The following is a 21,155-nucleotide window of genomic DNA, read 5'->3' as shown; positions in this document are numbered from 1 at the left end:
GATGGCCGAACCGCTGGACGATTATATCGACGCCGTATCGAAAGCGCTGGCGCTGCCGGTCGAGGACGCCTGGCGGCCTGCGGTGCGCGCCAACCTCGAAGTCTCGCTGCGGCTCGGCCGCCTCGTCGACGAATTCGCGCTGCCGGACGAGACCGAGCCGGCGCCCGTGTTCACGGCCTGACGCCGCCATGACGATCAAGCCAGAGTCGACGGCTGCGGACATCGCGAAAGCGGTGGCCGGCGGCCAATCGTCCGCCCTCGCGGTGGTTGAAGCGGCGCTCGCGCGCATCAAGCAGCACGACACCATCCTCAATTCCTTCACCGACGTCACTGCCGATCGCGCCCGCGCCAGAGCGCGCGCCATCGATGCCGATATCGCCGCCGGCAAGAAGGTCGGCACGCTCGCCGGTGTTCCCTTTGCGGTGAAGAACCTGTTCGATGTCGCAGGGCTGCCGACGCGCGCCGGCTCGAAGATCAACCGCGACCATGCGCCGGCAAAGCGCGACGCGACGCTGATCGAGCGGCTGGAAGCCGCCGGGGCCGTGCTGGTCGGCGCGCTCAACATGGGCGAATACGCCTACGACTTCACCGGCGAGAACGTCCATGACGGTCCCTCGCGCAATCCGCATGACACCACACGGATGACCGGCGGCTCCTCGGGCGGTTCCGGCAGCGCCGTCGGCGGCGCGCTGGTGCCGATCGCGCTCGGCTCCGACACCAACGGCTCGATCCGCGTGCCGTCCTCGTTCTGCGGCATTTTTGGTTTGAAGCCGACCTATGGCCGGCTGTCGCGCGCGCGCTCCTTCCCGTTCGTCGCCAGCCTCGATCATCTTGGCCCGTTCGCGCGCTCCGTCACTGATCTTGCGCTGGCCTATGACGCGATGCAGGGGCCGGATGCGGATGATGCCGCCTGCACCACGCGCGGCGTCCAGCCGGTGACGCCGCTGCTCGGCGAATCCATCGCGGGCCTGCGCGTCGCGATCGCCGGCGGCCACTTCCAGAAGAACGTGTTTCCCGAAGCTGTCGAGGCCGTCGGCCACGTTGCCAAGGCGCTCGGTGCGACTGGCGTCGTCGACATTCCCGAAGCCTCGCGCGCCCGCGCGGCGGCCTATGTCATCACCACGACCGAAGGTGCCTCGCTGCACCTCGGTCGCCTGCGCAAGCGCCCCAACGATTTCGATCCGGCGGTGCGCGACCGGCTGATCGCCGGCGCGATGGTGCCGGCGCCGCTGGTCGACCGCGCGCAGAAGTTTCGCCGCTGGTATCGCGCACAGGTCATGGAGCTTTTCAAATCGGTCGACGTGCTGCTCGCCCCCGCAACGCCCTGTGTCGCGCCAAAACTCGGCCAGGTGAATTTCACGCTCGACGGCGTCGAGATGCCGGTACGCGCCAATATCGGCCTCCACACCCAGCCGATCTCGTTCATCGGCCTGCCCGTGGTGGCCGTGCCGGTGCCGCTCGAGCCGCTGCCGATCGGCGTGCAGATCATCACCGCGCCTTGGCGCGAGGACATTGGCCTGCGCGTCGCGCACGCATTGGAACGAATGGGCGTGGTTTCCGCGCCGCCGCCGAGAGGACTTTGAGATGGAGATCGATCTCCCCGACGTGATCGCGGAAGTGAAAGCCGCGTTCGAGCGCTACGAGACGGCTTTGGTCACCAACGACGTCGCCGTGCTCGGCGAGCTCTTCCGCAACGATCCCCGCACGCTGCGCTACGGCATCGGCGAGAATCTCTACGGCTATGAGGCGATCTCCGGCTTTCGCGCGGCGCGCTCTCCCGTCGGCCTGAGCCGCTGCACCGCCAAGACCGTCATCACCAGCTACGGCCGCGATACGGCCGTCGCCTCTACTTTGTTCTATCGCGAAACGGCGCCCGGCAAGGTTGGCCGGCAGATGCAGACCTGGATTCGCTTCCCGGAGGGCTGGCGCGTCGTCGCCGCCCATGTCAGCATCATCGACGAGTCGAAAGAGACATGAACGCATGACGCTCGACGACTTTCCGCCAGGGGCACTGCCAGCCGAACCGGTGGTGCCGCGTGTCGACCGGCCGCAACCGACCGTGCACAAGGTCACGCGCGCCGAGGAGCTGCGGCTGCAGCTCGCCGACGAGATCGTGCGCGGAACCTTGGCGCCCGGCGCGCCTCTCGACGAGACCGACATCGCGCGCCGCTTCAACGTCTCGCGCACGCCGGTGCGCGAAGCGCTGCGCCAGCTCGTCGCGAGCGGCCTCGTCGAGGCGCGCGCCCATCGCGGCGCAGTGGTGGCGCAGCCCTCGATCGAGCGGCTGACCAGCATGTTCGAGGCGATGGCGGAGCTCGAGGCGCTGTGCGCCGGCCTTGCCGCCGAACGCATGTCGGCGGCCGAGCGCCATGGTCTGGAGGCCATCCACGAGGAGCTCAGGGTCCTGAGCTACACCGGCAATCCCGAACGCTTCCACGAGGTCAACGAGCGCTTCCACAACGCGATCTATGCCGGCTCGCAGAACGGCTATATCGCCGAGATCACGCTTGCGACGCGCGTCCGTGTCCAGCCGTTCCGCCGCGCCCAGTTCCGCAACCTCGGGCGCCTCGCCAAGTCGCAAGCCGAGCACGACCGCGTCGTCGTCGCCATCATGCGCGGCGACAAGCAGGGCGCCGCCGCCGCCATGCGCGCGCATATCGAACTGGTGCGCGGGGAGTATGAGATCTACGCGGTGTCGGTTTAAGGCAGCGACGGTTATCACACTCTCGATGTCGTCCTGGCGAAGGTTCCCGGGCTAGGAACCGTCACTCCCGCCGATCGTTTCCTCGGATCGCCCCGATGAGGAGAAATACGATGGCGTCCTCCGAGAAAGTCCCCAGGCGTCACACCCAAAAGATGAAGCAGCGTCTCAAGGAGACGGTGACGTATCTGCGTGAAGACATCCGCAAGGTCGATGAGCCGCGGCTCGCCGCGATGCTCGAGACTTCAGCCGAAGTCCTGTCCGGCCTCATCAAGGCGTTCGACGATTACGAGAAGAAGAACGGATCCGCCTGGCGCAAATCGGCGTGAATGATGTCTCAGCCCGTCATGTCGGGATGCGTGCGCGGCACGCAGCCCCGGAATGACGCTGTTGAGAGAGTTTACGCCGTCGCCCTCTCCGCCATATACGCGCGCCAGCCGCCATAGGCGGTGATGTCGCGGGCATCGGCCAGCACTTCGGGCTCGACGATGAAGCCCTTCACGCTGCGGCCATCCGCGAGCCTGACCGTGCCGATCGAGAGCGGCGCGGGAATCGCGTTGACGAATTTGCCGAAGGCGGATGCCGAGAGCGACCAGATCTCCAGCTCGATCGCCGCGCCCTTGCCGGCTTCGACGCGCAGCATGCCCGGCTTCGGCGGCGTGGTCTGGAGCGCATAGAGCTTGTAGTCCGGCGCGGTTTTGGTCGCCTCGATCAGGCGTCCGTTCAGCGCCGTCAACTCGCCGTTCAGCGCCATGCCGGAGAGATGCGCGCCGACCACCGCGATCGGAATCTCGTCGCCAGTGCTTGCAGGCAGCGGCGCGAGCGGTGCTTGCGCAACGCCCTTCGCACCGAGGCTCAGCTTCGTATCCACATGGAAGACGCGGCCAATGCTCGCAAGGAAAGCATCACGTCCCGCGGGTGCTAGCAACGTGATGCCGAACGGAATGCCGTCAGCACGCATCGACGCCGGCAGCGCCAGGCCGCAGAGGTCAAGCAGGTTCACAAAATTGGTGTAGGTGCCGAGCCGGCTGTTGAGCTCGACCGGATTGGCCAGCACTTGCGCGGTCGAATAGACCGTCGGCGCCGTCGGCAGCACCAGCGCGTCCAGATTGGCGAAGGTGCGCTCGGCGACCTTGCGCAGGCCCTGCAGACGGTAGAGCGCGGAGAAGGTCTCCGCTGCCGTCAGCCGAGCGCCGGCCGCCGTAATCTCGCGCGTCACCGGATGAATCGCATCCGGCGCGGAGGCGAGCAGATTGCGAATCACGAGATAGCGCTCGGCGACCCAGGGCCCCTCATAGAGCAGCCGCGCCGTCTCGTAGAACGGCTCGAGGTCGAACTCGACGAGTGTTGCGCCAAGTGCGGTCCAGCGTTGCAGCGCCTCGCCGTAAGCTGCTTCCGCCTTCTTGTCGCCGAAGAAGATCAGCTGCCCGTTGCGCGGCGTGCCGAGGCGCAGGTTTGCCGGGAACGGCGTGAGCGGCTGAAGCGGCCGGTCGCGCGAAAACGGATCGGCCTGATCGGGCGCCGCCATCACGGAGAGTGCGAGCGCGGCGTCGTCCACGGTTAGCGCGAACACCGAGACGCAGTCGAGCGTGCGGCACGCGGGCACGACACCCGCGGTCGAGATCATGCCGAGGCTCGGCTTCAGCCCGACGATGTTGTTGAGCATCGCCGGCACGCGGCCTGAGCCGGCCGTATCCGTGCCGAGCGACAGCGGCACCAGCCCCGCGCCGACGGCGGTCGCCGATCCCGAGCTCGATCCGCCCGGGATCAGATCCTCGCGGATCGAATTCCTGGGGATGCCATAGGGCGAGCGCACGCCGACGAGGCCGGTTGCGAACTGGTCGAGGTTGGTCTTGCCGATGACGATGGCGCCGGCGGCGCGCAGCCGCGCCACCAAGGTGGAATCATGCGTCGGCGTGTAGGCGAAGGCCGGACAGGCCGCGGTGGTCGCAAAACCCTGCGCGTCGATATTGTCCTTTACCGCGACCGGCACGCCGTAGAGCGGCAGGCTCGCTGCGTCCTCTCGCGCGGCGAGCTTCTCGGCCTCGGCGATCGCATCCGCCTCATTGCGCAGGCTGATGAAGACCGCGGGATCCCGGTGGTCGCGGATGCGCTGATAGCTGCGCGCGACGGTCTGCGCCGGCGTGACCGTGCCTGCGCGGTGCGCGGCCACAATCGTGGCGATCGTTTCAGGCTGTTCGGCCCCCATGTCGACAAAACTCCGGCAATTCGTCTTCGCCCGGATTGAAGCAAGCGATGTGCCATTGTGTACAGAAGCCGGGCGGGGCGGGTGCTCTAGATATTATCGATTTATCATGGCTTTAGGCGATATTTAGATGGCCGACCGGTCACCGCATCGGCGCCTTAATCGGGGCACCTGCCCAAATCCTGGGCAGTCGGGATCAGGTGAAGCAGGCGAGGATCCGGAGCAGGTGCTCCCGGTTCTCCTTGCCGATCTTCGCCTCGACGTGCCGCTCGTGTTCGGCGGCGAGGCGCTTGAACTTCGCCAGCGCTGTTGTGCCCTGCGCGGTGAGATGCAGCGCGTGGGAGCGCCGGTCCGCCTTCGACTTGATCCGCTTCACCAGCCTGCGGGATTCGAGGCTGTCGAGCAGATGCACGAGCCGGGCGCGCTCAATACCGAGGCGTTTTGCCACCGCCATCTGGGTAAGGCCCGGATTGGCGCCGATGACCGTCATCGCCGAATACTGCGTCGGCCGGATGTCGACCTCGCTGAGCGTCTTGACGAAGTCCTGGAAGATCCAGATCTGGAAGCGCCGCACCGCATAGCCGGCGTGGCCGACCAGCGCGTCGAGGTCGATCTCGTCCGCGTCGTTCGGTCGCGCCGCGCCGTTGCCGTCACGCTTGCGCGCCGGAACGCCGGTCTGTCGATGAATCGCTCTCTCCGACACGTGGCTTCTCCGCCGAAATCGCCTCAAGCCTAGCGGCTGCCGGCGGCGAAGGAAAGATTGTTGTTGACGACAACAATTGCGATGCCCAACATTATCGCCGAAGCAGCCCGGTACGAGGCTGCGGCCGATCCCGGCATTCGACCGGGCGAGGAGGAAAACACATGACAGCCACCGCACGCGGTGATGCTTCCAGCCTGTTCGCAATGCCGAAAACCGTCGCCGAGCATCGCGCCGACGGCAGCATCGTGCTGCGCTCACCCGAACGCCTGCGTGAGGGCGCGCGCTGCATCGGCGACTGGCTGGAGCAATGGGCGCGGCAGACGCCCGACGCGATCTTCCTTGCCGAGCGCGGCAGTGTGGAGGCGCCCTGGACCACGGTCAGCTATGCGCAGGCCTTGCGGCAGGTGCGCGCGGCGGCGTCCTGGATCCTGGCGCAGGGTCTGAGCGCGCAACGTCCTGTCGTCATCCTCTCCGACAACAGCATCGACCACGCGCTGCTCGCGCTCGCCGCCCAGCATGTCGGCGTGCCCTCGGCTGCGATCTCGCCGGCCTATTCGCTGATGTCCAGGGACTTCGACAAGCTCAAGAGCATGATCGCGCTGCTCGAGCCCGGTGCGATCTATGTCTCCGCGACAAAGCCGTTTGCCGCGGCGCTGGCCGCGATCAAGCCGCGGCATCGGGCGCAGATCATCAGCGGAAATGCCGATGACGTCGATGCGCTCGCGTTCCGCGCGATCGCGGCAACGACCGAGACACCCGATGTCGCAAAAGCCTTCGCGACGGTGACGCCGGACACGATCGCAAAATTCCTGTTCACGTCGGGCTCGACCGGCACGCCCAAAGCCGTCATCAACAGCCAGCGCATGCTGACCTCGAGCCAGGAGGCCAAGGCGCAGACCTGGACGTTCCTCGCGCCAGGCCGTGGCGATCTCGTCATTCTCGACTGGCTGCCCTGGAGCCACACCTTCGGCGCCAACCACAATTTCAACCTCGTGCTGCGCAACGGCGGCTCGCTTTATATCGACGGCGGCAAGCCCGCGCCGGGCCTGTTCGCGACCTCGCTTGCGAACCTGAAGAGCGTGATGCCGACGGTCTATTTCAACGTGCCGCGCGGCTTCGACATGCTGATCGCGGCGCTGCGCAGTGACGAAGATCTGCGGCGCCGCTTCTTCGCCGAGGTGAAGTTCGCCTTCTATGCCGGCGCCGCGCTGCCGCAGAATCTCTGGGACGCGCTCGAACAGCTCTCCGTCGAGACGGTCGGCCGCCCGCTGCCGATGGTGTCGGCGTGGGGCTCCACTGAAACCTCGCCGCTCGCGACCGACTGCCACTTCCTCGCCGAGCGCTCCGGCAATATCGGCGTGCCGATCCCCGGCACCGAGCTAAAGCTCGTCGCCTCCGGCGACAAGCTCGAGGTGCGTGTGCGCGGGCCCAACGTCACGCCGGGCTATTGGAAGGCGCCGGAGCTGACGAAGCAGGCCTTCGACGAGGAAGGTTTTTACCTCATCGGCGATGCCGTGAAATTCGCCGACGCCGAGCGACCCGAACGCGGCCTGTTCTTCGACGGCCGCGTCGCGGAGGACTTCAAGCTGAATTCCGGCACCTGGGTCAGCGTCGGCACGCTGCGCGTCGCCGGTATTGCCGCGCTGGCGCCGCTCGCGCAGGACGTCGTCGTCACCGGTCATGGCGGCGACGAGGTGCGCTTCCTGGTCTTCCCGAACATCGCGGCCTGTCGCGCCCAAGCCGGTCTTGCCGAGGCGGCAGGCGTGAGTGACGTGCTCGCGCACGACCAGGTCAGGACCGCGATCGCGCAGGGGCTGGCCAGGCTGAAGCAGCAGCAGGGCGCGAACTCCTCCGGTCATGCGACGCGGGCGCTGCTGCTCGCCGAGCCGCCATCGGTCGATGGCGGCGAGATCACCGACAAGGGCTACATCAATCAGCGCGCCGTGCTGACGCGCCGCGCGGATGCTGTGGCCCGGCTGAACGACGATGCGTCGGGCGAATGGATCGGCTTGTAGTTATCCGCCGATCAAACGGAGTTTGCGCCGTTTTCACCTCTCCCCCGAGAGAGTTTGGCGGGCAGCCTCCTTCCGGCCCATCCTTCGAGACGCCCGCTGTAGGCGGGCTCTCAGGATGAGGTCTTGTTGCACGGCGAAATCCTAGATCCTCATAGTGAGGAGCGCCGCCTTACGGCGCGTCTCGAACCATGAAGGCCCGAGTGCGTTCGCGCCACTCCCCCTCCCCATGAGGGCGGGCGAGAGGGAGTGACGCGGCGCGGCTTTAGGGCAGCATGCTTGCCGGATCGCCGAACTTTAATTCTTTTGTTGCCTAGGCAACTAATTTGTGCGAACCGTTCCAAACAAGGATGACGGCGGGGGGAACCGCTGCGCCTGATCTGGAGGAAGCATGTTCGGCAGGAATGGTGCCACCGGCAAATTCCGGCGCATGCCCGACGACGACAATGGACCGCGCGCCCGGCGCGGCGTGTCAGCCGTCGGTGCCGGCCGTCACCGCGCCGAGATTTTCGTGCAGGCGGCGGATCAGGCCGATCAGCACCTCGCGCTCGTCCTTGCTGAGGCAGGACAGCAGGCGCCGTTCGCGGTCAAGGGCCGCGACGATGACCTTGTCATGGGTGGCGCGGCCCTTCGCCGTCAGCGAGATCGAATGGGTCCGGCCGTCGTTCGGGTCGGTGCGGATCGACACCAGCCCGCGCTTCTCGAGGCCCGACAGCGTCCGGCTCACCGGCCCCTTGTCGAAGCCGATGACGTGGCAGATGCGCGCGGCAGGAATGCCGGGCTCGATCGCCAGCAGCGACATGATCCGCCATTCCGTGACGTTGACGCCGAAGTGCCGCTGGTAGAACGCGGTCGCACTGTTCGAGAGCTTGTTGGCGATGAAGGTGATGAGGGCCGGGACGTAACGGTCGAGGTCGAGCGTCGGTCCGACCTCAGTGGCCGCAGGCTTCTGTCGGGGTCTGGTCGAAGGCGGAGGCATAGCGGGCTTTTGATTTTTGGTGTGCCCGCAGACCTAAGGGCATGCGCTCGCGTTTCACAAGATCAAAGTGAGGGAGAACTTCAATGAGTGCATCCGCCTCTCCTGTATCCACCGGCTCGCCGGGGATCCCGCATCTCGACGTCGATCCCTTTGCGATGAATTTTTTTGCCGACCCCTATCCCACGCATGAGGTGCTGCGGGAGGCGGGGCCGGTTGTCTATCTCGACAAGTGGAACGTCTATGGCGTGGCGCGCTATGCCGAGGTCCATGCCGTCCTGAACGATCCCGCGACCTTCTGCTCCAGTCGTGGCGTCGGCTTGTCCGATTTCAAGAAGGAGACGCCGTGGCGGCCGCCGAGCCTGATCCTCGAGGCCGATCCGCCCGCGCACACCCGCACCCGCGCTGTGCTGTCAAAGGTGCTGTCGCCGACGGTGATGAAGCAGGTGCGCGACCGCTTTACCGCGGCGGCCGAAGAGCGGGTGGACGCGCTGATCGATAAGCGGAGCTTTGACGCGGTCGCGGATCTTGCGGAAGCCTATCCACTCTCGATCTTCCCGGATGCGCTCGGCCTCAAGCCCGAAGGCCGCGAGCACCTCATTCCTTATGCGAGTGTCGTATTCAACGCCTTCGGCCCGCCCAATCAGTTGCGCCAGGAGGCGATCGAACGTTCGGCCCCGCACCAGGCCTATGTCGCCGAGCAGTGCCAGCGAGAGAATCTCGCGCCCGGTGGCTTTGGCGCCTGCATCCATGCGCATGTCGACGAAGGCGCGATCACCGCAACCGAGGCGCCGCTGCTGGTGCGCTCGCTGCTGTCGGCCGGTCTCGACACCACCGTCAACGGCATCGGCGCCGCGATCTATTGCCTCGCCCGCTTTCCCGATCAATGGCAGCGCCTGCGCGACGATCTCTCGCTCGCGCGCGGCGCGTTCGAGGAGGCGGTCCGCTTTGAAAGTCCGGTGCAGACATTCTTTCGCACCACGACGCGCGAGGTCGAGCTTTCCGGCGCGACCATCGGCGAGGGCGAAAAAGTGCTGATGTTCCTTGCCGCCGCCAATCGCGATCCGCGGCGCTGGGACAAGCCCGACAGCTACGACATCACACGCCGCACGTCGGGCCATGTCGGCTTCGGCTCGGGCATCCACATGTGCGTCGGTCAACTCGTCGCCCGTCTCGAGGGCGAGGTGATGCTGACGGCGCTCGCCAAGCGCATTGCGAAAATCGAGATCACCGGCGAGCCGAAACGCCGCTTCAACAACACGCTGCGCGGGCTCGACAGCCTGCCGGTCACCATCACCCCGGCCTGACGAGGAGCCTTGATGCCTGCGATTACCTTCATCCATTCCGACGGCAAGTCCGACCGCGTCGAGACCGGCGACGGCGAAAGCGCCATGCAGGCTGCGACCCGTCACGGCCTCGACGGCATCTTGGCCGAGTGCGGCGGCAACGCTATGTGCGCGACCTGCCACGTCTATGTCGACGAGAGTTGGCTCGCCCGGCTGCCCGCGATGGCGGACGACGAGGACGCGCTGCTCGACGGCGCCGCCGCCGAGCGCAGCCCCGCGAGCCGGCTGTCCTGTCAGATCGTGATCACGCCCGATCTCGACGGGCTCGTGCTGAGGCTGCCGGAGCGACAGGTCTGAATTTTCGACCGTGCCGACAACGAGCGACGCGGCAAACAATCGAACAGGGGAGGGAACTATGAGACATCTGAAGTGGACGCTCGCGCTGGCCGCGAGCCTCCTGAGCGGCGCGGCCAGCGCCGAGATCTCGGACAATGTCGTACGCGTCGGCGTGCTCAACGACATTTCCGGCATCTTCCAGGACACCAACGGCATGGGCTCGGTCGAAGCCGCGCGCATGGCCGCCGAGGACTTCAACGGCGGCGGCAAGAACATCAAGGTCGAGATCGTCTATGCCGATCACCAGAACAAGGCCGACGTCGGCAACGCGATCGCGCGCAAATGGCTCGACGTCGAAGGCGTCGACGCCATCGTCGACGTGCCGAACTCGGCCGTCGGCCTCTCCATCAACGCGCTGCTGCGCGACAGCCGCATGACGTTCCTGGCGTCCTCAACCGCAAGCTCGGATCTCACCGGCAAAGCCTGTTCGCCCAACACCATCCAGTGGGTCAACGACACCTGGGCGACCGGCAACACCACGGCGGCCGCGATGGTGTCGCGCGGTGGCAAGGAGTGGTATTTCCTCACGGTGGACTTCGCGCTCGGCAAGGGCATCGAGTCGGAGGCGCAGAAATACATCGAGGCGCATGGCGGCAAGGTGATCGGATCAAGCAAGCATCCGCTCGGCACCTCCGATTTCGCCTCCTTCCTGTTGCAGGCACAGGGCTCGAAGGCGCAGGTGATCGGCCTCGCAAATGCCGGCGGCGACACCATCAACGCGGTGAAGCAGGCCGCGGAGTTCGGCATCCAGCAGAGCGGCCAGAAGCTCGTCGCCTTCCTGCTCTTCATCAACGACGTGCACGGCATGGGCGTCAAGGTCGCCCAGGGCCTCCAACTCATGGAGGCCTTCTACTGGGACATGAACGACGACACCCGCGCCTTCGCGAAGCGTTTCGCCGCGCGGCCCGGCATGAACGGCAAGATGCCGAGCGGCAATCAGGCCGGCGTCTACGCCTCCACGCTCGCCTATCTCAACGCGGTCGCCGCCACCGGCAGCGACAACGCCAAGGACGTCGTGCCCGAGATGAAGAAGTTCAGGGGCAAGGACAAGCTGTTCGGCGACACGGCAATCCGCCAGGACGGCCGCGTTGTGCACCCGATGTATCTGTTCGAGGTGAAGAAGCCGGAGGAGTCGAAATATCCGTACGACTATTACAAGCTGATCTCGACGATCCCCGCGGACCAGGCGTTCCGTCCGTTGACGGAAGGCGGGTGTGAGCTGGTGAAGTAGCTCTTCTAGCCACGAACTCTTATGCAACCCTCTCCCCTTGTGGGAGAGGGTGGCTTCGCGAAGCGAAGCCGGGTGAGGGGTTGTCTCCGCGAACGAATCTCTCGCAATTGAACGTGCCGATAGAGACCCCTCATCCGGCGCTTCGTGCCACCTTCTCCCACAAGAAGGGGAGAAGGGAAGGCTACACCACCTTGCTGCTGCCCTGCGTGATCAGCCGCGCGGCGCGCTGGTCGCGGGCGTAGATCCAGAGCCAGCTCAAGGCGACGCTGAGACGGTGGCGCAGGCCAATCAGGAAGTAGATGTGGGCGATGCCCCAGATCCACCACGCGATCGCGCCGCGCAGCTTGATGCGACCGAAGTCGATCACCGCGAGCCGCTTGCCGATCTGCGCCAGGCTGCCGGCGTGCTTGTAGCGGAACTGGCCGGTTGCTTGGCCGCGCAGGCGTGCCTTGATGGTTTCGGCGACGTGGCGTCCCTGCTGCTTGGCGGCCGGCGCGATGCCGGGCACCGGCTTGCCCTCCCAGGCGTTGATGCTGACGGTGTCGCCGATCGCAAAGATCTCGGGATGGCCGGGGATCGTCAGATCAGCCTCGACCTGCACGCGCCCGGCACGATCGGCTGGGGCACCCAGCCACTCGGCGGCGGGCGAGGCGCGCACACCGGCAGCCCAGATCCGGGTCTTGGCATTCAATCGCTGCCCGCCATAGACCACGCCTTCGCGGTCGATGTCGGTGACGGGCTGTCCCAGCACGACCTCGACGCCAATCTTTTCCAGCGAGGCCTGCGCATAGGCCGAGAGATCGTCGGCAAAGCCGGCCAGCACGCGCGGGCCCGCCTCGATCAGCACCACGCGCGCCTTCCGCGTATCGATGTTGCGGAAGTCGTCGGGCAAAGTGTGATGTGCCATCTCGGCGATGGTGCCGGCCATCTCGACGCCGGTGGGGCCGGCGCCGATGATCGCGAAGGTGAGCCGGGCCGCGCGCCGCGCCGGATCGGTCTCGCGCTCGGCGCGCTCGAACGCGACCAGGATGTGCCGGCGCAGCGTGGTCCCGTCCTCCAGCGTCTTCAGGCCCGGCGCCCACTGCTCCCATTCATCATGGCCGAAATAGGCATGCCGCGCGCCGGTCGCGAGCACGAGCGTGTCGTAGGGCACCTCGCTGCCATCGTCGATCAGGACGCAGCGCCGCTCGGCGTCGACGCCGCTCACCGTCGCAAACAGCGTCGTCACCTCGCGCCGATCGCGCATGAGGTGGCGGACTGGCCAGGCGATCTCGCTGGTCGCGAGCGAAGCTGTCGCGACCTGGTAGAGCAGCGGCTGAAACAGATGATGGTTGCGGCGGTCGATCAGCGTGATCTCGACCGGCGCGCCTGTGAGCCGGTAGGTCGTCTCCAGGCCGCCAAAGCCGGCTCCGACGATGACGACGCGGTGGGGTGTCGTGGTCATGATGCGTCCTCGAATCTCGCTATCTCTTCTCTTCATTTAAGAGCGGATCGGGCGCCGCGGTCCAATAGCAGTCATCAATTGGGGAATAGGCGGGATGTATCGATATCCGCGAAAAAGCGCCGCAGGCTTCGCCAAAGTGAGTAGAATTATATTTCTTGCCATCCCCGATTGGGGCGAAATATGGTGCAGGGGCGGGCGCTGAGCCATTGGCGGCCCGACAGATTTTGCGTTCAATAGAGACGACCCGGGGCGGCGATCACTCCGTTTCCGGGATCAATAATTCAAGGAGGGGAGTGATTATGAGGACGGCATTCTGGCTGGCGGGTGCGGCTGCGCTCGCGCTGGCAAGCCCGGCATTCGCCGGCGACACCATCAAGATCGGCTTCGTTTCGACGTTCAGCGGCCCGACCGCCGTGATCGGCAACGACATGCGCAACTCGTTCGAGTTGGCGCTCGATCATCTCGGGCGCAAGATGGACGGCAAGCCGGTCGAGGTGATCTACGAGGATGACCAGCAGAAGCCGGATGTCGGCAAGCAGAAGACCGAGAAGCTGGTGCAGTCCGACAAGGTCGATTTCATCGTCGGCTACATCTGGTCCAACGTGCTGCTGGCCTCGCTGAAGACCGCGGTCGATTCGAAGACCTTCATGATCTCGGCCAATGCCGGTCCGTCGCAGCTCGCCGGCGAGCTGTGCTCGCCCTACGTATTCTCGACCTCCTGGCAGAACGACCAGACGCCGCAGGCGATGGGCCTCTACATGAACCAGAAGGGCGTGAAGAGCGTCTTCCTGATCGGGCCGAACTACGCCGCCGGCAAGGACATGCTCGCGGGCGTGAAGAGCACCTTCAAGGGCGAGATCAAGGGCGAGGAATACACGGTCTGGCCGAGCCAGCTCGATTTCTCCGCCGAGCTCTCCAAGGCGCGCGCCTCCGGCGCCGAATCGATCTTCGTATTCTATCCGGGCGCGGCCGGCGTGCAGTTCCTCAATCAATATGCGCAGGCCGGCCTGAAGAGCACGATGCCGCTCTACACCGCCTTCACCGTCGACGAGCTCTCGCTGCCGCTGCAGAAGGAGAATGCGCTCGGGGTTCCCGGGGCGCAGGAATGGGTCAACGACCTGCCCAACGAGCAGAACAAGCGCTTCGTCGCCGACTATCGCAAGAAATACACCGGTCTGCGCCCGACCTATTACGGCGCCCAGGCCTATGACGCCGCCCAGCTCATCAACAGCGCGGTGGTCGCGGTGAAGGGCGACACCGGCAAGAAGGATGCGATGAAGGCCGAGATGGAGAAGGCCAACTTCAAGTCGCTGCGCGGCGCCTTCAAGTTCGGCAGCAACCACATCCCGGTGCAGAGCTTCTATCTGCAGGACGTGGTCAAGGACGCCGAAGGCCAGCTCTCGCTGAAGACAATCGCCACCATCGTCGAGAACGACCAGGATCGCTTCCACGACAAGTGCCCGATGAAGTGAGCTGAGGTCTCCTCTCCCTCTCCCCGTTCCTACGGGGAGAGGGGCGGGGTGAGGGGCTGCTTCCGCGAGCACGCTCGGTGTTAGGTTCGCGAAAATTCCACCTCTCCGTCATTGCGAGCGAAGCGAAGCAATCCAGAATCTTTCCGCGGAGAGATTCTGGATTGCTTCGTCGCTTTGCTCCTCGCAATGACGGCGCGGATTGTGCGTTCGCAATCGCGCTCATGAGACTCGCGGAGAGTCCCCCTCACCCGGATTGCATCTTCGATGCAATCCGGCCTCTCCCCGCAGGCGGGGAGAGGCGAAGAGGCACCTACACCCGTGGCACGCTGGCGGGCCGCACTTCGCGCGCTTGCGCGGCGAGACGGATCCCCGCGTTGGCTGCGCCAAATCCCCGATAGCTCCTTCGCTCGACGATCTCGAAGAAGAAGCGCTCGTCGAAAATGTGGGTGTAGACCTGGAAGAACTCGCCGTCGCCCTCGCGGTCATAGAGGATATGATTGGCGTGAAGCTTCGCCATGACCTCCGGTGCAAGGTCGTATTTGGCTTCAATGTCGTCGTAGTAGTTGTCTGGAATATCGAGGAAGTCGGCGCCGCGTGCGCGCATCGCGGCAACCGTCGCAAAGATGTCCTCGCACGAGAACGCGACGTGCTGCACGCCCGAGCCGAAGAATTCCGAGATGAACCGCGCCGGCAGCGTGCGGTTGGCGGATGAGCCGTTGAGCACAAAGCGCAGGCTCCGGTCGCCATTGATGACGGCCTGGCTCTGCACGAGCCCCCTGGGATCGGCGATCTCCATCTGCGGCAGCCGCGTCAGATCGAGAATGCCGGTGTAGAACAACAGCCACGACAGCATCTCGTCATAGGGCATCGACTGCGCGATGTGGTCGACGGCGAGCAACGCGTCCGCATTTGCGTTGCCCGCAATCGTCTCGAAATCCGTGTCCCAGTTCTTGCCGGCTTGATCGAGGAAATACAAAAGGCTGCCGCCGACACCATGGATCGCGGGGATCTCCAGCTCGCCCGGCCCGACCGGCTGATAGAAGGTGCGCGCCTTCAGCGTCTCGGCTCGCTGCATGGCGAGGCCGGCATTGTCGACATCGAGCGCAATGGCGCAGACGCCGGGGCCGTGCGTGACGTAGTGCGAATGCGCGAAGCCGTCGGTCTCGCAATTGATCACCAGCTCGACCTTGCCTTGCGACCAGCGCTCCACCGCCTTGCTGTGGTGCCTGCCAGTCTTGCGGAAGCCGAGCTGCGCGAACAGGCGGGCGAGATCGTCCGCCTTGGTCTCGTTGACAGCAAACTCGACGAAGCCGGTGCCGCGGCTTTTGGCCTTCGGCGCGAGCGGCTCGCCGATCAGCTTCGGCCAATCCGGTGCAAGCTGGTCTTCCAACAGAATGAGTGAGCGCAGGCCGTCGATCGCGGTCTGCGCGGCCGAGCCGGCGCGGAACTGGTCGTTGAAAATCTCCAGCGACAGCGGCCCGGCATAGCCGGTCGCCGCGATCGCCTCCATGAACTCGCCGACCGGCAAATCGCCCTGGCCGGGGAAGGAGCGGAAATGCCGGCTCCACGACAGGATGTCGAGCTCGAGCCTCGGCGCGTCCGCAAGCTGCACCAGAAAGATCTTGTCACCGGGGATCGACGCCATCGCGCGGGTCGGAAAGCCCGGCGCCAAGGCGTGAAAGCTGTCGAGGATGACCCCGATCGCGGGATGATCGGCGCGCCGCACGATCTCCCAGGCGTCGCGGTAGTCGTTGACATGGCGCCCCCAGGCCAGCGCCTCGTAGCCGACGCGCAAGCCACGCTCGACCGCGCGCGCGCCGAGCTCACGAAAATCGTCCGCGGCGCGATCGATGCCGCCGAGCGAGCTTGGGGAGACGTTGGAGCAGATCAGAAGCAGGTCGGTCCCGAGCTCCTGCATCAGGTCGAACTTGCGCTCGGCGCGGGCGAAATTGCGGGCGCGTTGCGGCTCCGGCATGCCTTCGAAATCGCGGAACGGCTGGAACGCGCAGATCGCGAGATTGAGATCGCGGCAGAGCTTTGCGATGTCGCGGGGGCCTGCGCCGAAGGACAAGAGATCGTTCTCGAAAATCTCGACCGCGTCGAAGCCGGCCGCCGCGATGGCGCGGAGCTTTTCATCTAGAGCGCCGGAGAGGGAGACGGTCGCGATCGAGCGCTTGTTCATGCTGCCTGCTCCATGATCCGGCCCGGCGATATGATGAGCCCTGTGCGGGCGGCTTCACTGACGGCTTCGACGACGGCCAGCGTTCCCATCGCATCCTCAACGGAAATCAGCGGCTGTTCGCGGCCTGCGATGACGGACAGGAAATGCCGGAGCTGCTCGGCGAGCGGATCGTACCTGGAGAGTGCGACGGCCTCGCGAAGCAGCGGCGCGTGCCAGCCGGGATTCTTCGGATAGGACCACAGCTCCATGGTCGGCACCGACAGCGAGCCGTTCGTCGCGGCGAAGACGTAACAGGGCTGATCCTGCTTCGGATACGCCGCGTTCTCGCCCGAGCTCAGCTCCCAGCTCCATGGCGCCGGTGTCGCGTCCGATACGGTCACCGTTCCCAGCGCGCCGCTGGCGAAGCGCAACAACAGTGCCGCGGTGTCTTCGACTGGAAAGCCGCGGACCATGTTCGAGGTCAGCGCCTGCACCTCGGCGATCTCGCCGCAGATGAAGCGGAGGTTGTCGATGTCATGGATGAGGTTGATGAGGAGTGGCCCGCCGCCCGCTTCGCGCCGCCAGGCCACCTCGAAATAATCGTCGGGCTTCTTCAGGAGCCACAGCCCGGCCACGGCAGTCAGCCGGCCGAGCTTTCCGGTCGCGACTGCCTCACGTGCAGCCTTGATGATCGGATTGTGCCTGCGGTGATGGCCGACCAGCATTGGCGCGCCGGTTCGCTTGACGGCAGCGCACAGGCGCTGCGCGGCGGCAACCGTATCGGTCACCGGCTTTTCGATCAGCGCCGGCACGCCTGCCGCTGCGCAATCGAGCGCCATCGGCAGATGCAGTGTGTTCGGCGAAGCGATGATGAGGCCGTCAGGCTTCTCCTGCTCCAGCAGCGCGCGATGGTCCGCGTACCAATTTACATTGCGCGCCTGCGCAAAGTCTTTTGCCGCAGGCGAGGGATCGGCAATGCCGGCAAGCACGCAATCCCTTGATGCCTCGATCAATTCGACATGACGCCGGCCGATCAGGCCGGCGCCGGCAACGGCGATGCGCATTTGCGCGCTCATGCCGCACTCTCCTCCATGGCGCCGCCGAGGAAAAGTTGCCCGATGCGCGGGTCGTTCAGGATGCGCTTCGCGCCGCCGACCATGCGGGTCTGGCCAAGCTCGAGCACGATGCCGAAATCGGAGATCTCCAGCGCCGAGCGCGCGTTCTGCTCGATCATCAGGATGGTGACGCCGCGGTCGCGCAGGGATTTGAGGATATCGAAGGTCTGCTGCACCATCAGCGGCGACAGGCCGATCGAGGGCTCGTCGATCAGCACGAGCTTCGGCTCAAGCAGGAGCGAGCGCGCGATCTCGAGCTGCTTCTGCTCGCCGCCCGACAGCGTCGAGGCCTGCTGCGTGGATTTACGCCGTAGCGCCGGAAACAGGTCGAGCGCGGCCTCGATCCGGCTCGGTAAGTCGATGCCCTTCGCCGCGACGCCGCCGAGCTCGATATTGTGGCGGACCGACAGCTCGGGGAAGATGTTGCGGCCCTGCGGCACGTAGCAGATGCCGGCGTTGAGCAGCGCGCGCTGGCTCAAGTTCGTGACGTCGCGGTTCGCAAAGCTGATCTTGCCCTCGCGCAGCTTCAACAGGCCGAAGATCGCCTTGAACACCGTCGACTTGCCGGCGCCGTTGGGACCGATGATGGTGGTGATGGTCGCCTGCGGCACGGCGAAGGTCGTGCCGTTCAGGATGGTCATCTTGCCATAGCCGCCGACGAGATTGTGAACCGAGAGGATCGGATCGCTCATGGCTCGCTCCCTCAATGTCCCAGATAGGCTTCGATCACGGCGGGGTTTTTCCGGACTTCGTCCGGCCGTCCCATCGCCAGCACCTTGCCTTCCGCCATCACCATCACGCGCGAGCACAGCGACATCACGAATTCCATGTTGTGCTCGATCACGACGAAGGTGGCGTTCTTCTCGCGGTTGATTGCGACGAGGCGATCCTTCAGGTCGGCCAGCATCGACGGGTTGACGCCGCCGGCGGGCTCGTCGAGCAGCACCAGGCGCGGTCCGCCCATGAAGGCCATGGCGGCGTCGAGCAGCTTCTGCTGGCCGTAGGAAAGGCCGCCGGCCGGCTCGGCGGCGAGATGATCGAGCTTGAAGAAGCCGATCATCTGGTCGGCGGCGCCCGTCAATCCGGCGTCGGAGCGGCCGACCAGGCGCGAGGCCATGTTGCCCTGGTGCTCCTGCCCGGCAAGGATCAGGTTCTCGCGCACCGAGAGCTTTGGAAACACCTGCAGGAGCTGGAAGGTGCGGCTGACGCCGAGCTTGTTGAGCTCGGACGGGCGCAGGCCCGTCACCGTCTTGCCGTCGAGCTTGACCTCGCCGCTGCTCGGGGTGAGCTGGCCGAGGATGCAGTTGAACAGGGTCGACTTGCCGCAGCCGTTCGGCCCGATCAGGCCGAGGATCTCGCCCTCGCGGACGTCGAAGCTGACGCCGTCGACGGCGCTGATGCCGCCGAAATTTTTCTTGATGTTGGTGACTTCGAGAACCGCACTCATTGCGCCGTCTCCAGGCGTGATTTGGCAACGGCGCGCAGCGCGGAGGCTGCCTTGGTGCGGCGCGCGGCCATGTAGCGATCGAGGATTCCGAGAATGCCCGTCGGCGACCAGATCAGCAGCAGGATCACCGCGATCGCATAAAGCATCAAATAGTAGCCCTCGGTGAAGCGCAGCCATTCCGGCAGCAGCACCGCGATCATCGCCCCCAGGAACGGGCCGAAGTAGAAGCCGGCGCCGCCGACGATCACCATCATCAACAGGTCGAGCGAGAGCGACAGGTTGAACGGTACGGGGTCGATATATTGCGTCAGCGGGGCATAGAGCGCGCCGGCGACGCCGCCGAGTGCCGAGCCGATCGCAAAGGCCATCAGCGTGTAGCGCCGCGTATCGACACCGAGCGACTGCGCGCGCAGCGGATTTTCGCGCAGCGCCATGAAGGCGCGGCCCCAGGGCGAGCGGATCAGCCACCACACCGCGACCGACACGATTGCGAGCGAACCGAGGCAGACATAGTAGAACGGCAGCGGCTTGTTGGTCGCGAGGCCAAAGATGTGTGGCCGCGGAATGTTGGAGATGCCGTAGATGCCACCGGTGAGCCAGCTCTCGTTGCGGAACACCAGGAAGGCGAGGGTGGAGAAGGCGAGCGTGACGAAGGCGAGGTAATGGTGCTGCACGCGCAGCGCCGGATAGCCGAGCACCCAGCCGACCGCGAAGCTCGACACGATCGCCACCACGATCGCCGCCGGCAGCGGCCAGCCATGGGTCGTCATGATCGCGGCGGCATAGGCGCCAATGCCGACGAAGGCGCCCTGCGCCAGCGAGACCTGGCCGGCATAGCCGAGCGTGAGGTTGAGCCCCATCGCGGCGATGGTCATCACCGCCCACTGGCTCAGGATGAACAGGCCGTAGCGGTTGAAGTTCATGGGGACCACGATCAGGCCAGCGACGACGGCGAGGAGGAGCGCGATCTTCAGGGGTTTGGCAAATCCGCTCATACCGTGCGCTCCTCGGCGCGGCCGAGCAATCCTTGCGGCCGGAACAGGATGACGACGATCAGGAAGATCAGCGGCACGGCGGCGCGATATTGGGTCGAGACATAGCTTGCCGCGAGATTGTCGAGCACGCCGATCAACAGGCCGCCGGCGATCGCGCCGCGCACCTGGTTGAAGCCGCCGACGATCGCGGCGATGAAGGCGGCCTGGCCCAGCACCTCACCGGAAGAGAATTTTGCCAGATAGATCGGCGTGATCAGCAGCGAGGCCAGCGCGACCAGGAAGGCGTTGATCAGGAAGGTCAGGAGGATCATCCGCTCGACGGGCACGCCAATGATGCGCGCCACCGTCGGGTTCTGCGCCGCCGCCTGCATCTGGTGGCCGAGCGAGGTGCGGTTCAAAAGCGCGGTCAGGCCGAAGACCGCGAGAATGGCGACGACGAGCACGCCGATGCTCTGCAGCGAGACGGCGTGACCGAGCACCGAGATGTCGCCGGTCGGCACGATCGAAGGGAAGGGCGAGGCTTCGGCGCTGAAGAACTGCTTCACCGCCTCCTTGATGCCGATCGCCAGTGCCATGGTGGCAATCGCGAGCGGCAGCACGCCGTGACGCATCATCGGGTCGACCAGCAGCATCTTGAAGGCGAGGCCGAGAAGGATCATCGAGAGCAGGATTCCGAGGATGATCGCGAGCCAGAATGGCGCTCCCACATGCATCGCCGCCAGCATCAGGAACGCCGGCAGCATCACGAACTCGCCTTGCGCGAAGTTGATGGTCTGCGAGGTCTGCCATAATAGCGTGAAGCCGACCGCCACCAGTGCGTAGATGGCGCCTGCGGCAAGTCCCGCGACCAGAAGATCGAACAGATTGGACATGGGTTCTCCCGGGCCGCGCGGCCCTGATGACTTGTTCGAAGCGAGTACCGGGTACTCTTCACCTCGCCCCGCTCTCTCTTCTCCCTCTCCCCGCTCTTCGCGGGGAGAGGGAGAAGAGAGGCAGGCCTCTCCCCGTAA

General features: G+C 65.6%; 20 protein-coding genes. 10 read left to right on the top strand and 10 right to left on the bottom strand.

Annotated elements, in window-relative coordinates:
* Position 1 precedes the first annotated feature (1 nt).
* From AXW67_RS21585 to AXW67_RS21565, 5 genes are all read left to right on the top strand, one after another.
* Positions 2-181 (top strand): DUF4089 domain-containing protein, encoded by a 180-nt coding sequence (locus AXW67_RS21585; protein ID WP_027549821.1) that lies wholly within the window; start codon positions 2-4, stop codon positions 179-181.
* 7 nt (positions 182-188) lie between these two features.
* Complete coding sequence (locus AXW67_RS21580) at positions 189-1,583, top strand: AtzE family amidohydrolase (protein ID WP_063679461.1); 1,395 nt, start codon at positions 189-191, stop codon at positions 1,581-1,583.
* 1 nt (position 1,584) lies between these two features.
* Positions 1,585-1,977 carry an oxalurate catabolism protein HpxZ gene (gene hpxZ, locus AXW67_RS21575; RefSeq protein WP_063679460.1) on the top strand — a complete coding sequence of 131 codons (393 nt, stop codon included), beginning with the start codon at positions 1,585-1,587 and terminating at the stop codon, positions 1,975-1,977.
* 4 nt (positions 1,978-1,981) lie between these two features.
* Entirely contained in the window at positions 1,982-2,704 is a 723-nt protein-coding gene (locus AXW67_RS21570) for a GntR family transcriptional regulator (RefSeq protein WP_027549818.1), read from the top strand.
* A gap of 110 nt (positions 2,705-2,814) precedes the next feature.
* Positions 2,815-3,030: a hypothetical protein gene (locus tag AXW67_RS21565; RefSeq protein ID WP_063679459.1), complete on the top strand. Its 216-nt coding sequence runs from the start codon at positions 2,815-2,817 to the stop codon at positions 3,028-3,030.
* A 71-nt stretch (positions 3,031-3,101) separates the two neighbouring features.
* Here AXW67_RS21565 and atzF read toward each other — a convergent pair whose 3' ends face one another.
* Entirely contained in the window at positions 3,102-4,910 is a 1,809-nt protein-coding gene (atzF, locus tag AXW67_RS21560; RefSeq protein ID WP_063679458.1) for an allophanate hydrolase, read from the bottom strand.
* Positions 4,911-5,103: 193 nt separating this feature from the next.
* Positions 5,104-5,610, bottom strand: a complete 507-nt coding sequence (locus tag AXW67_RS21555; protein ID WP_063679457.1) for a MarR family winged helix-turn-helix transcriptional regulator — start codon at positions 5,608-5,610, stop codon at positions 5,104-5,106.
* A 161-nt stretch (positions 5,611-5,771) separates the two neighbouring features.
* Here AXW67_RS21555 and AXW67_RS21550 point away from each other — a divergent pair, with 161 nt between their 5' ends.
* Positions 5,772-7,625, top strand: a complete 1,854-nt coding sequence (locus AXW67_RS21550) for a feruloyl-CoA synthase (RefSeq protein ID WP_063679456.1) — start codon at positions 5,772-5,774, stop codon at positions 7,623-7,625.
* A 469-nt stretch (positions 7,626-8,094) separates the two neighbouring features.
* On the opposite strand, the gene AXW67_RS21545 is transcribed toward AXW67_RS21550, so the two are convergent.
* On the bottom strand, positions 8,095-8,601 hold the full coding sequence (locus AXW67_RS21545; protein ID WP_027549813.1) for a MarR family winged helix-turn-helix transcriptional regulator: 507 nt from the start codon (positions 8,599-8,601) through the stop codon (positions 8,095-8,097).
* A gap of 83 nt (positions 8,602-8,684) precedes the next feature.
* On the opposite strand from AXW67_RS21545, the gene AXW67_RS21540 reads away from it, so the two are divergent.
* From AXW67_RS21540 to AXW67_RS21530, 3 genes are read left to right on the top strand one after another with little or no spacing between them, the layout of a single operon-like run.
* Positions 8,685-9,905: a cytochrome P450 gene (locus AXW67_RS21540; RefSeq protein ID WP_063679455.1), complete on the top strand. Its 1,221-nt coding sequence runs from the start codon at positions 8,685-8,687 to the stop codon at positions 9,903-9,905.
* A gap of 12 nt (positions 9,906-9,917) precedes the next feature.
* Positions 9,918-10,241, top strand: a complete 324-nt coding sequence (locus AXW67_RS21535) for a 2Fe-2S iron-sulfur cluster-binding protein (protein ID WP_063679454.1) — start codon at positions 9,918-9,920, stop codon at positions 10,239-10,241.
* A 58-nt stretch (positions 10,242-10,299) separates the two neighbouring features.
* Positions 10,300-11,511: an ABC transporter substrate-binding protein gene (locus tag AXW67_RS21530; protein ID WP_063679453.1), complete on the top strand. Its 1,212-nt coding sequence runs from the start codon at positions 10,300-10,302 to the stop codon at positions 11,509-11,511.
* 181 nt (positions 11,512-11,692) lie between these two features.
* Here AXW67_RS21530 and AXW67_RS21525 read toward each other — a convergent pair whose 3' ends face one another.
* On the bottom strand, positions 11,693-12,955 hold the full coding sequence (locus AXW67_RS21525) for an NAD(P)/FAD-dependent oxidoreductase (RefSeq protein WP_063679452.1): 1,263 nt from the start codon (positions 12,953-12,955) through the stop codon (positions 11,693-11,695).
* Between the two features lie 299 nt (positions 12,956-13,254).
* Between AXW67_RS21525 and AXW67_RS21520 the strand changes: the two genes are divergently transcribed.
* Positions 13,255-14,427, top strand: coding sequence for an ABC transporter substrate-binding protein (locus AXW67_RS21520; RefSeq protein ID WP_063679451.1), 1,173 nt, complete (start codon positions 13,255-13,257; stop codon positions 14,425-14,427).
* A 310-nt stretch (positions 14,428-14,737) separates the two neighbouring features.
* On the opposite strand, the gene AXW67_RS21515 is transcribed toward AXW67_RS21520, so the two are convergent.
* The 6 genes from AXW67_RS21515 to AXW67_RS21490 are packed head-to-tail and all read right to left on the bottom strand — an operon-like array spanning position 14,738 to position 21,017.
* Positions 14,738-16,609, bottom strand: coding sequence for a bifunctional sugar phosphate isomerase/epimerase/4-hydroxyphenylpyruvate dioxygenase family protein (locus AXW67_RS21515; protein WP_063679450.1), 1,872 nt, complete (start codon positions 16,607-16,609; stop codon positions 14,738-14,740).
* Positions 16,606-17,664 carry a Gfo/Idh/MocA family protein gene (locus AXW67_RS21510; protein WP_063679449.1) on the bottom strand — a complete coding sequence of 353 codons (1,059 nt, stop codon included), beginning with the start codon at positions 17,662-17,664 and terminating at the stop codon, positions 16,606-16,608. The genes AXW67_RS21515 and AXW67_RS21510 overlap by 4 nt, the downstream gene beginning before the upstream one ends.
* A complete protein-coding gene (locus tag AXW67_RS21505; RefSeq protein ID WP_063679448.1) occupies positions 17,661-18,395 on the bottom strand; it encodes an ABC transporter ATP-binding protein in 735 nt (244 codons plus the stop codon). Before AXW67_RS21505 ends, AXW67_RS21510 begins: the two co-directional genes overlap by 4 nt.
* An 11-nt stretch (positions 18,396-18,406) precedes the next feature.
* A complete protein-coding gene (locus tag AXW67_RS21500; RefSeq protein ID WP_063679447.1) occupies positions 18,407-19,150 on the bottom strand; it encodes an ABC transporter ATP-binding protein in 744 nt (247 codons plus the stop codon).
* Positions 19,147-20,145, bottom strand: coding sequence for a branched-chain amino acid ABC transporter permease (locus tag AXW67_RS21495; RefSeq protein WP_063679446.1), 999 nt, complete (start codon positions 20,143-20,145; stop codon positions 19,147-19,149). The genes AXW67_RS21500 and AXW67_RS21495 overlap by 4 nt, the downstream gene beginning before the upstream one ends.
* Positions 20,142-21,017 carry a branched-chain amino acid ABC transporter permease gene (locus tag AXW67_RS21490; RefSeq protein ID WP_063679445.1) on the bottom strand — a complete coding sequence of 292 codons (876 nt, stop codon included), beginning with the start codon at positions 21,015-21,017 and terminating at the stop codon, positions 20,142-20,144. Before AXW67_RS21490 ends, AXW67_RS21495 begins: the two co-directional genes overlap by 4 nt.
* Between the last annotated feature and the right edge of the window lie 138 nt (positions 21,018-21,155).

Origin of the sequence: Bradyrhizobium neotropicale (genome assembly GCF_001641695.1) — a bacterium.
Classification (GTDB): Bacteria; Pseudomonadota; Alphaproteobacteria; order Rhizobiales; family Xanthobacteraceae; genus Bradyrhizobium; species Bradyrhizobium neotropicale.
This window is presented reverse-complemented; position numbering and strand designations above follow the sequence as displayed.

Coding starts and splice junctions, on each gene's coding strand:
- AXW67_RS21540 (WP_063679455.1), top strand. CDS start 8,685: ATGAGTGCATCCGCCTCTCCTGTATCCACCGGCTCGCCGGGGATCCCG.
- AXW67_RS21565 (WP_063679459.1), top strand. CDS start 2,815: ATGGCGTCCTCCGAGAAAGTCCCCAGGCGTCACACCCAAAAGATGAAG.
- AXW67_RS21535 (WP_063679454.1), top strand. CDS start 9,918: ATGCCTGCGATTACCTTCATCCATTCCGACGGCAAGTCCGACCGCGTC.
- AXW67_RS21505 (WP_063679448.1), bottom strand. CDS start 18,395: ATGAGCGATCCGATCCTCTCGGTTCACAATCTCGTCGGCGGCTATGGC.
- AXW67_RS21545 (WP_027549813.1), bottom strand. CDS start 8,601: ATGCCTCCGCCTTCGACCAGACCCCGACAGAAGCCTGCGGCCACTGAG.
- AXW67_RS21515 (WP_063679450.1), bottom strand. CDS start 16,609: ATGAACAAGCGCTCGATCGCGACCGTCTCCCTCTCCGGCGCTCTAGAT.
- AXW67_RS21500 (WP_063679447.1), bottom strand. CDS start 19,150: ATGAGTGCGGTTCTCGAAGTCACCAACATCAAGAAAAATTTCGGCGGC.
- AXW67_RS21585 (WP_027549821.1), top strand. CDS start 2: ATGGCCGAACCGCTGGACGATTATATCGACGCCGTATCGAAAGCGCTG.
- AXW67_RS21510 (WP_063679449.1), bottom strand. CDS start 17,664: ATGAGCGCGCAAATGCGCATCGCCGTTGCCGGCGCCGGCCTGATCGGC.
- AXW67_RS21490 (WP_063679445.1), bottom strand. CDS start 21,017: ATGTCCAATCTGTTCGATCTTCTGGTCGCGGGACTTGCCGCAGGCGCC.
- AXW67_RS21495 (WP_063679446.1), bottom strand. CDS start 20,145: ATGAGCGGATTTGCCAAACCCCTGAAGATCGCGCTCCTCCTCGCCGTC.
- AXW67_RS21525 (WP_063679452.1), bottom strand. CDS start 12,955: ATGACCACGACACCCCACCGCGTCGTCATCGTCGGAGCCGGCTTTGGC.
- AXW67_RS21550 (WP_063679456.1), top strand. CDS start 5,772: ATGACAGCCACCGCACGCGGTGATGCTTCCAGCCTGTTCGCAATGCCG.
- AXW67_RS21530 (WP_063679453.1), top strand. CDS start 10,300: ATGAGACATCTGAAGTGGACGCTCGCGCTGGCCGCGAGCCTCCTGAGC.
- hpxZ (WP_063679460.1), top strand. CDS start 1,585: ATGGAGATCGATCTCCCCGACGTGATCGCGGAAGTGAAAGCCGCGTTC.
- atzF (WP_063679458.1), bottom strand. CDS start 4,910: ATGGGGGCCGAACAGCCTGAAACGATCGCCACGATTGTGGCCGCGCAC.
- AXW67_RS21580 (WP_063679461.1), top strand. CDS start 189: ATGACGATCAAGCCAGAGTCGACGGCTGCGGACATCGCGAAAGCGGTG.
- AXW67_RS21570 (WP_027549818.1), top strand. CDS start 1,982: ATGACGCTCGACGACTTTCCGCCAGGGGCACTGCCAGCCGAACCGGTG.
- AXW67_RS21520 (WP_063679451.1), top strand. CDS start 13,255: ATGAGGACGGCATTCTGGCTGGCGGGTGCGGCTGCGCTCGCGCTGGCA.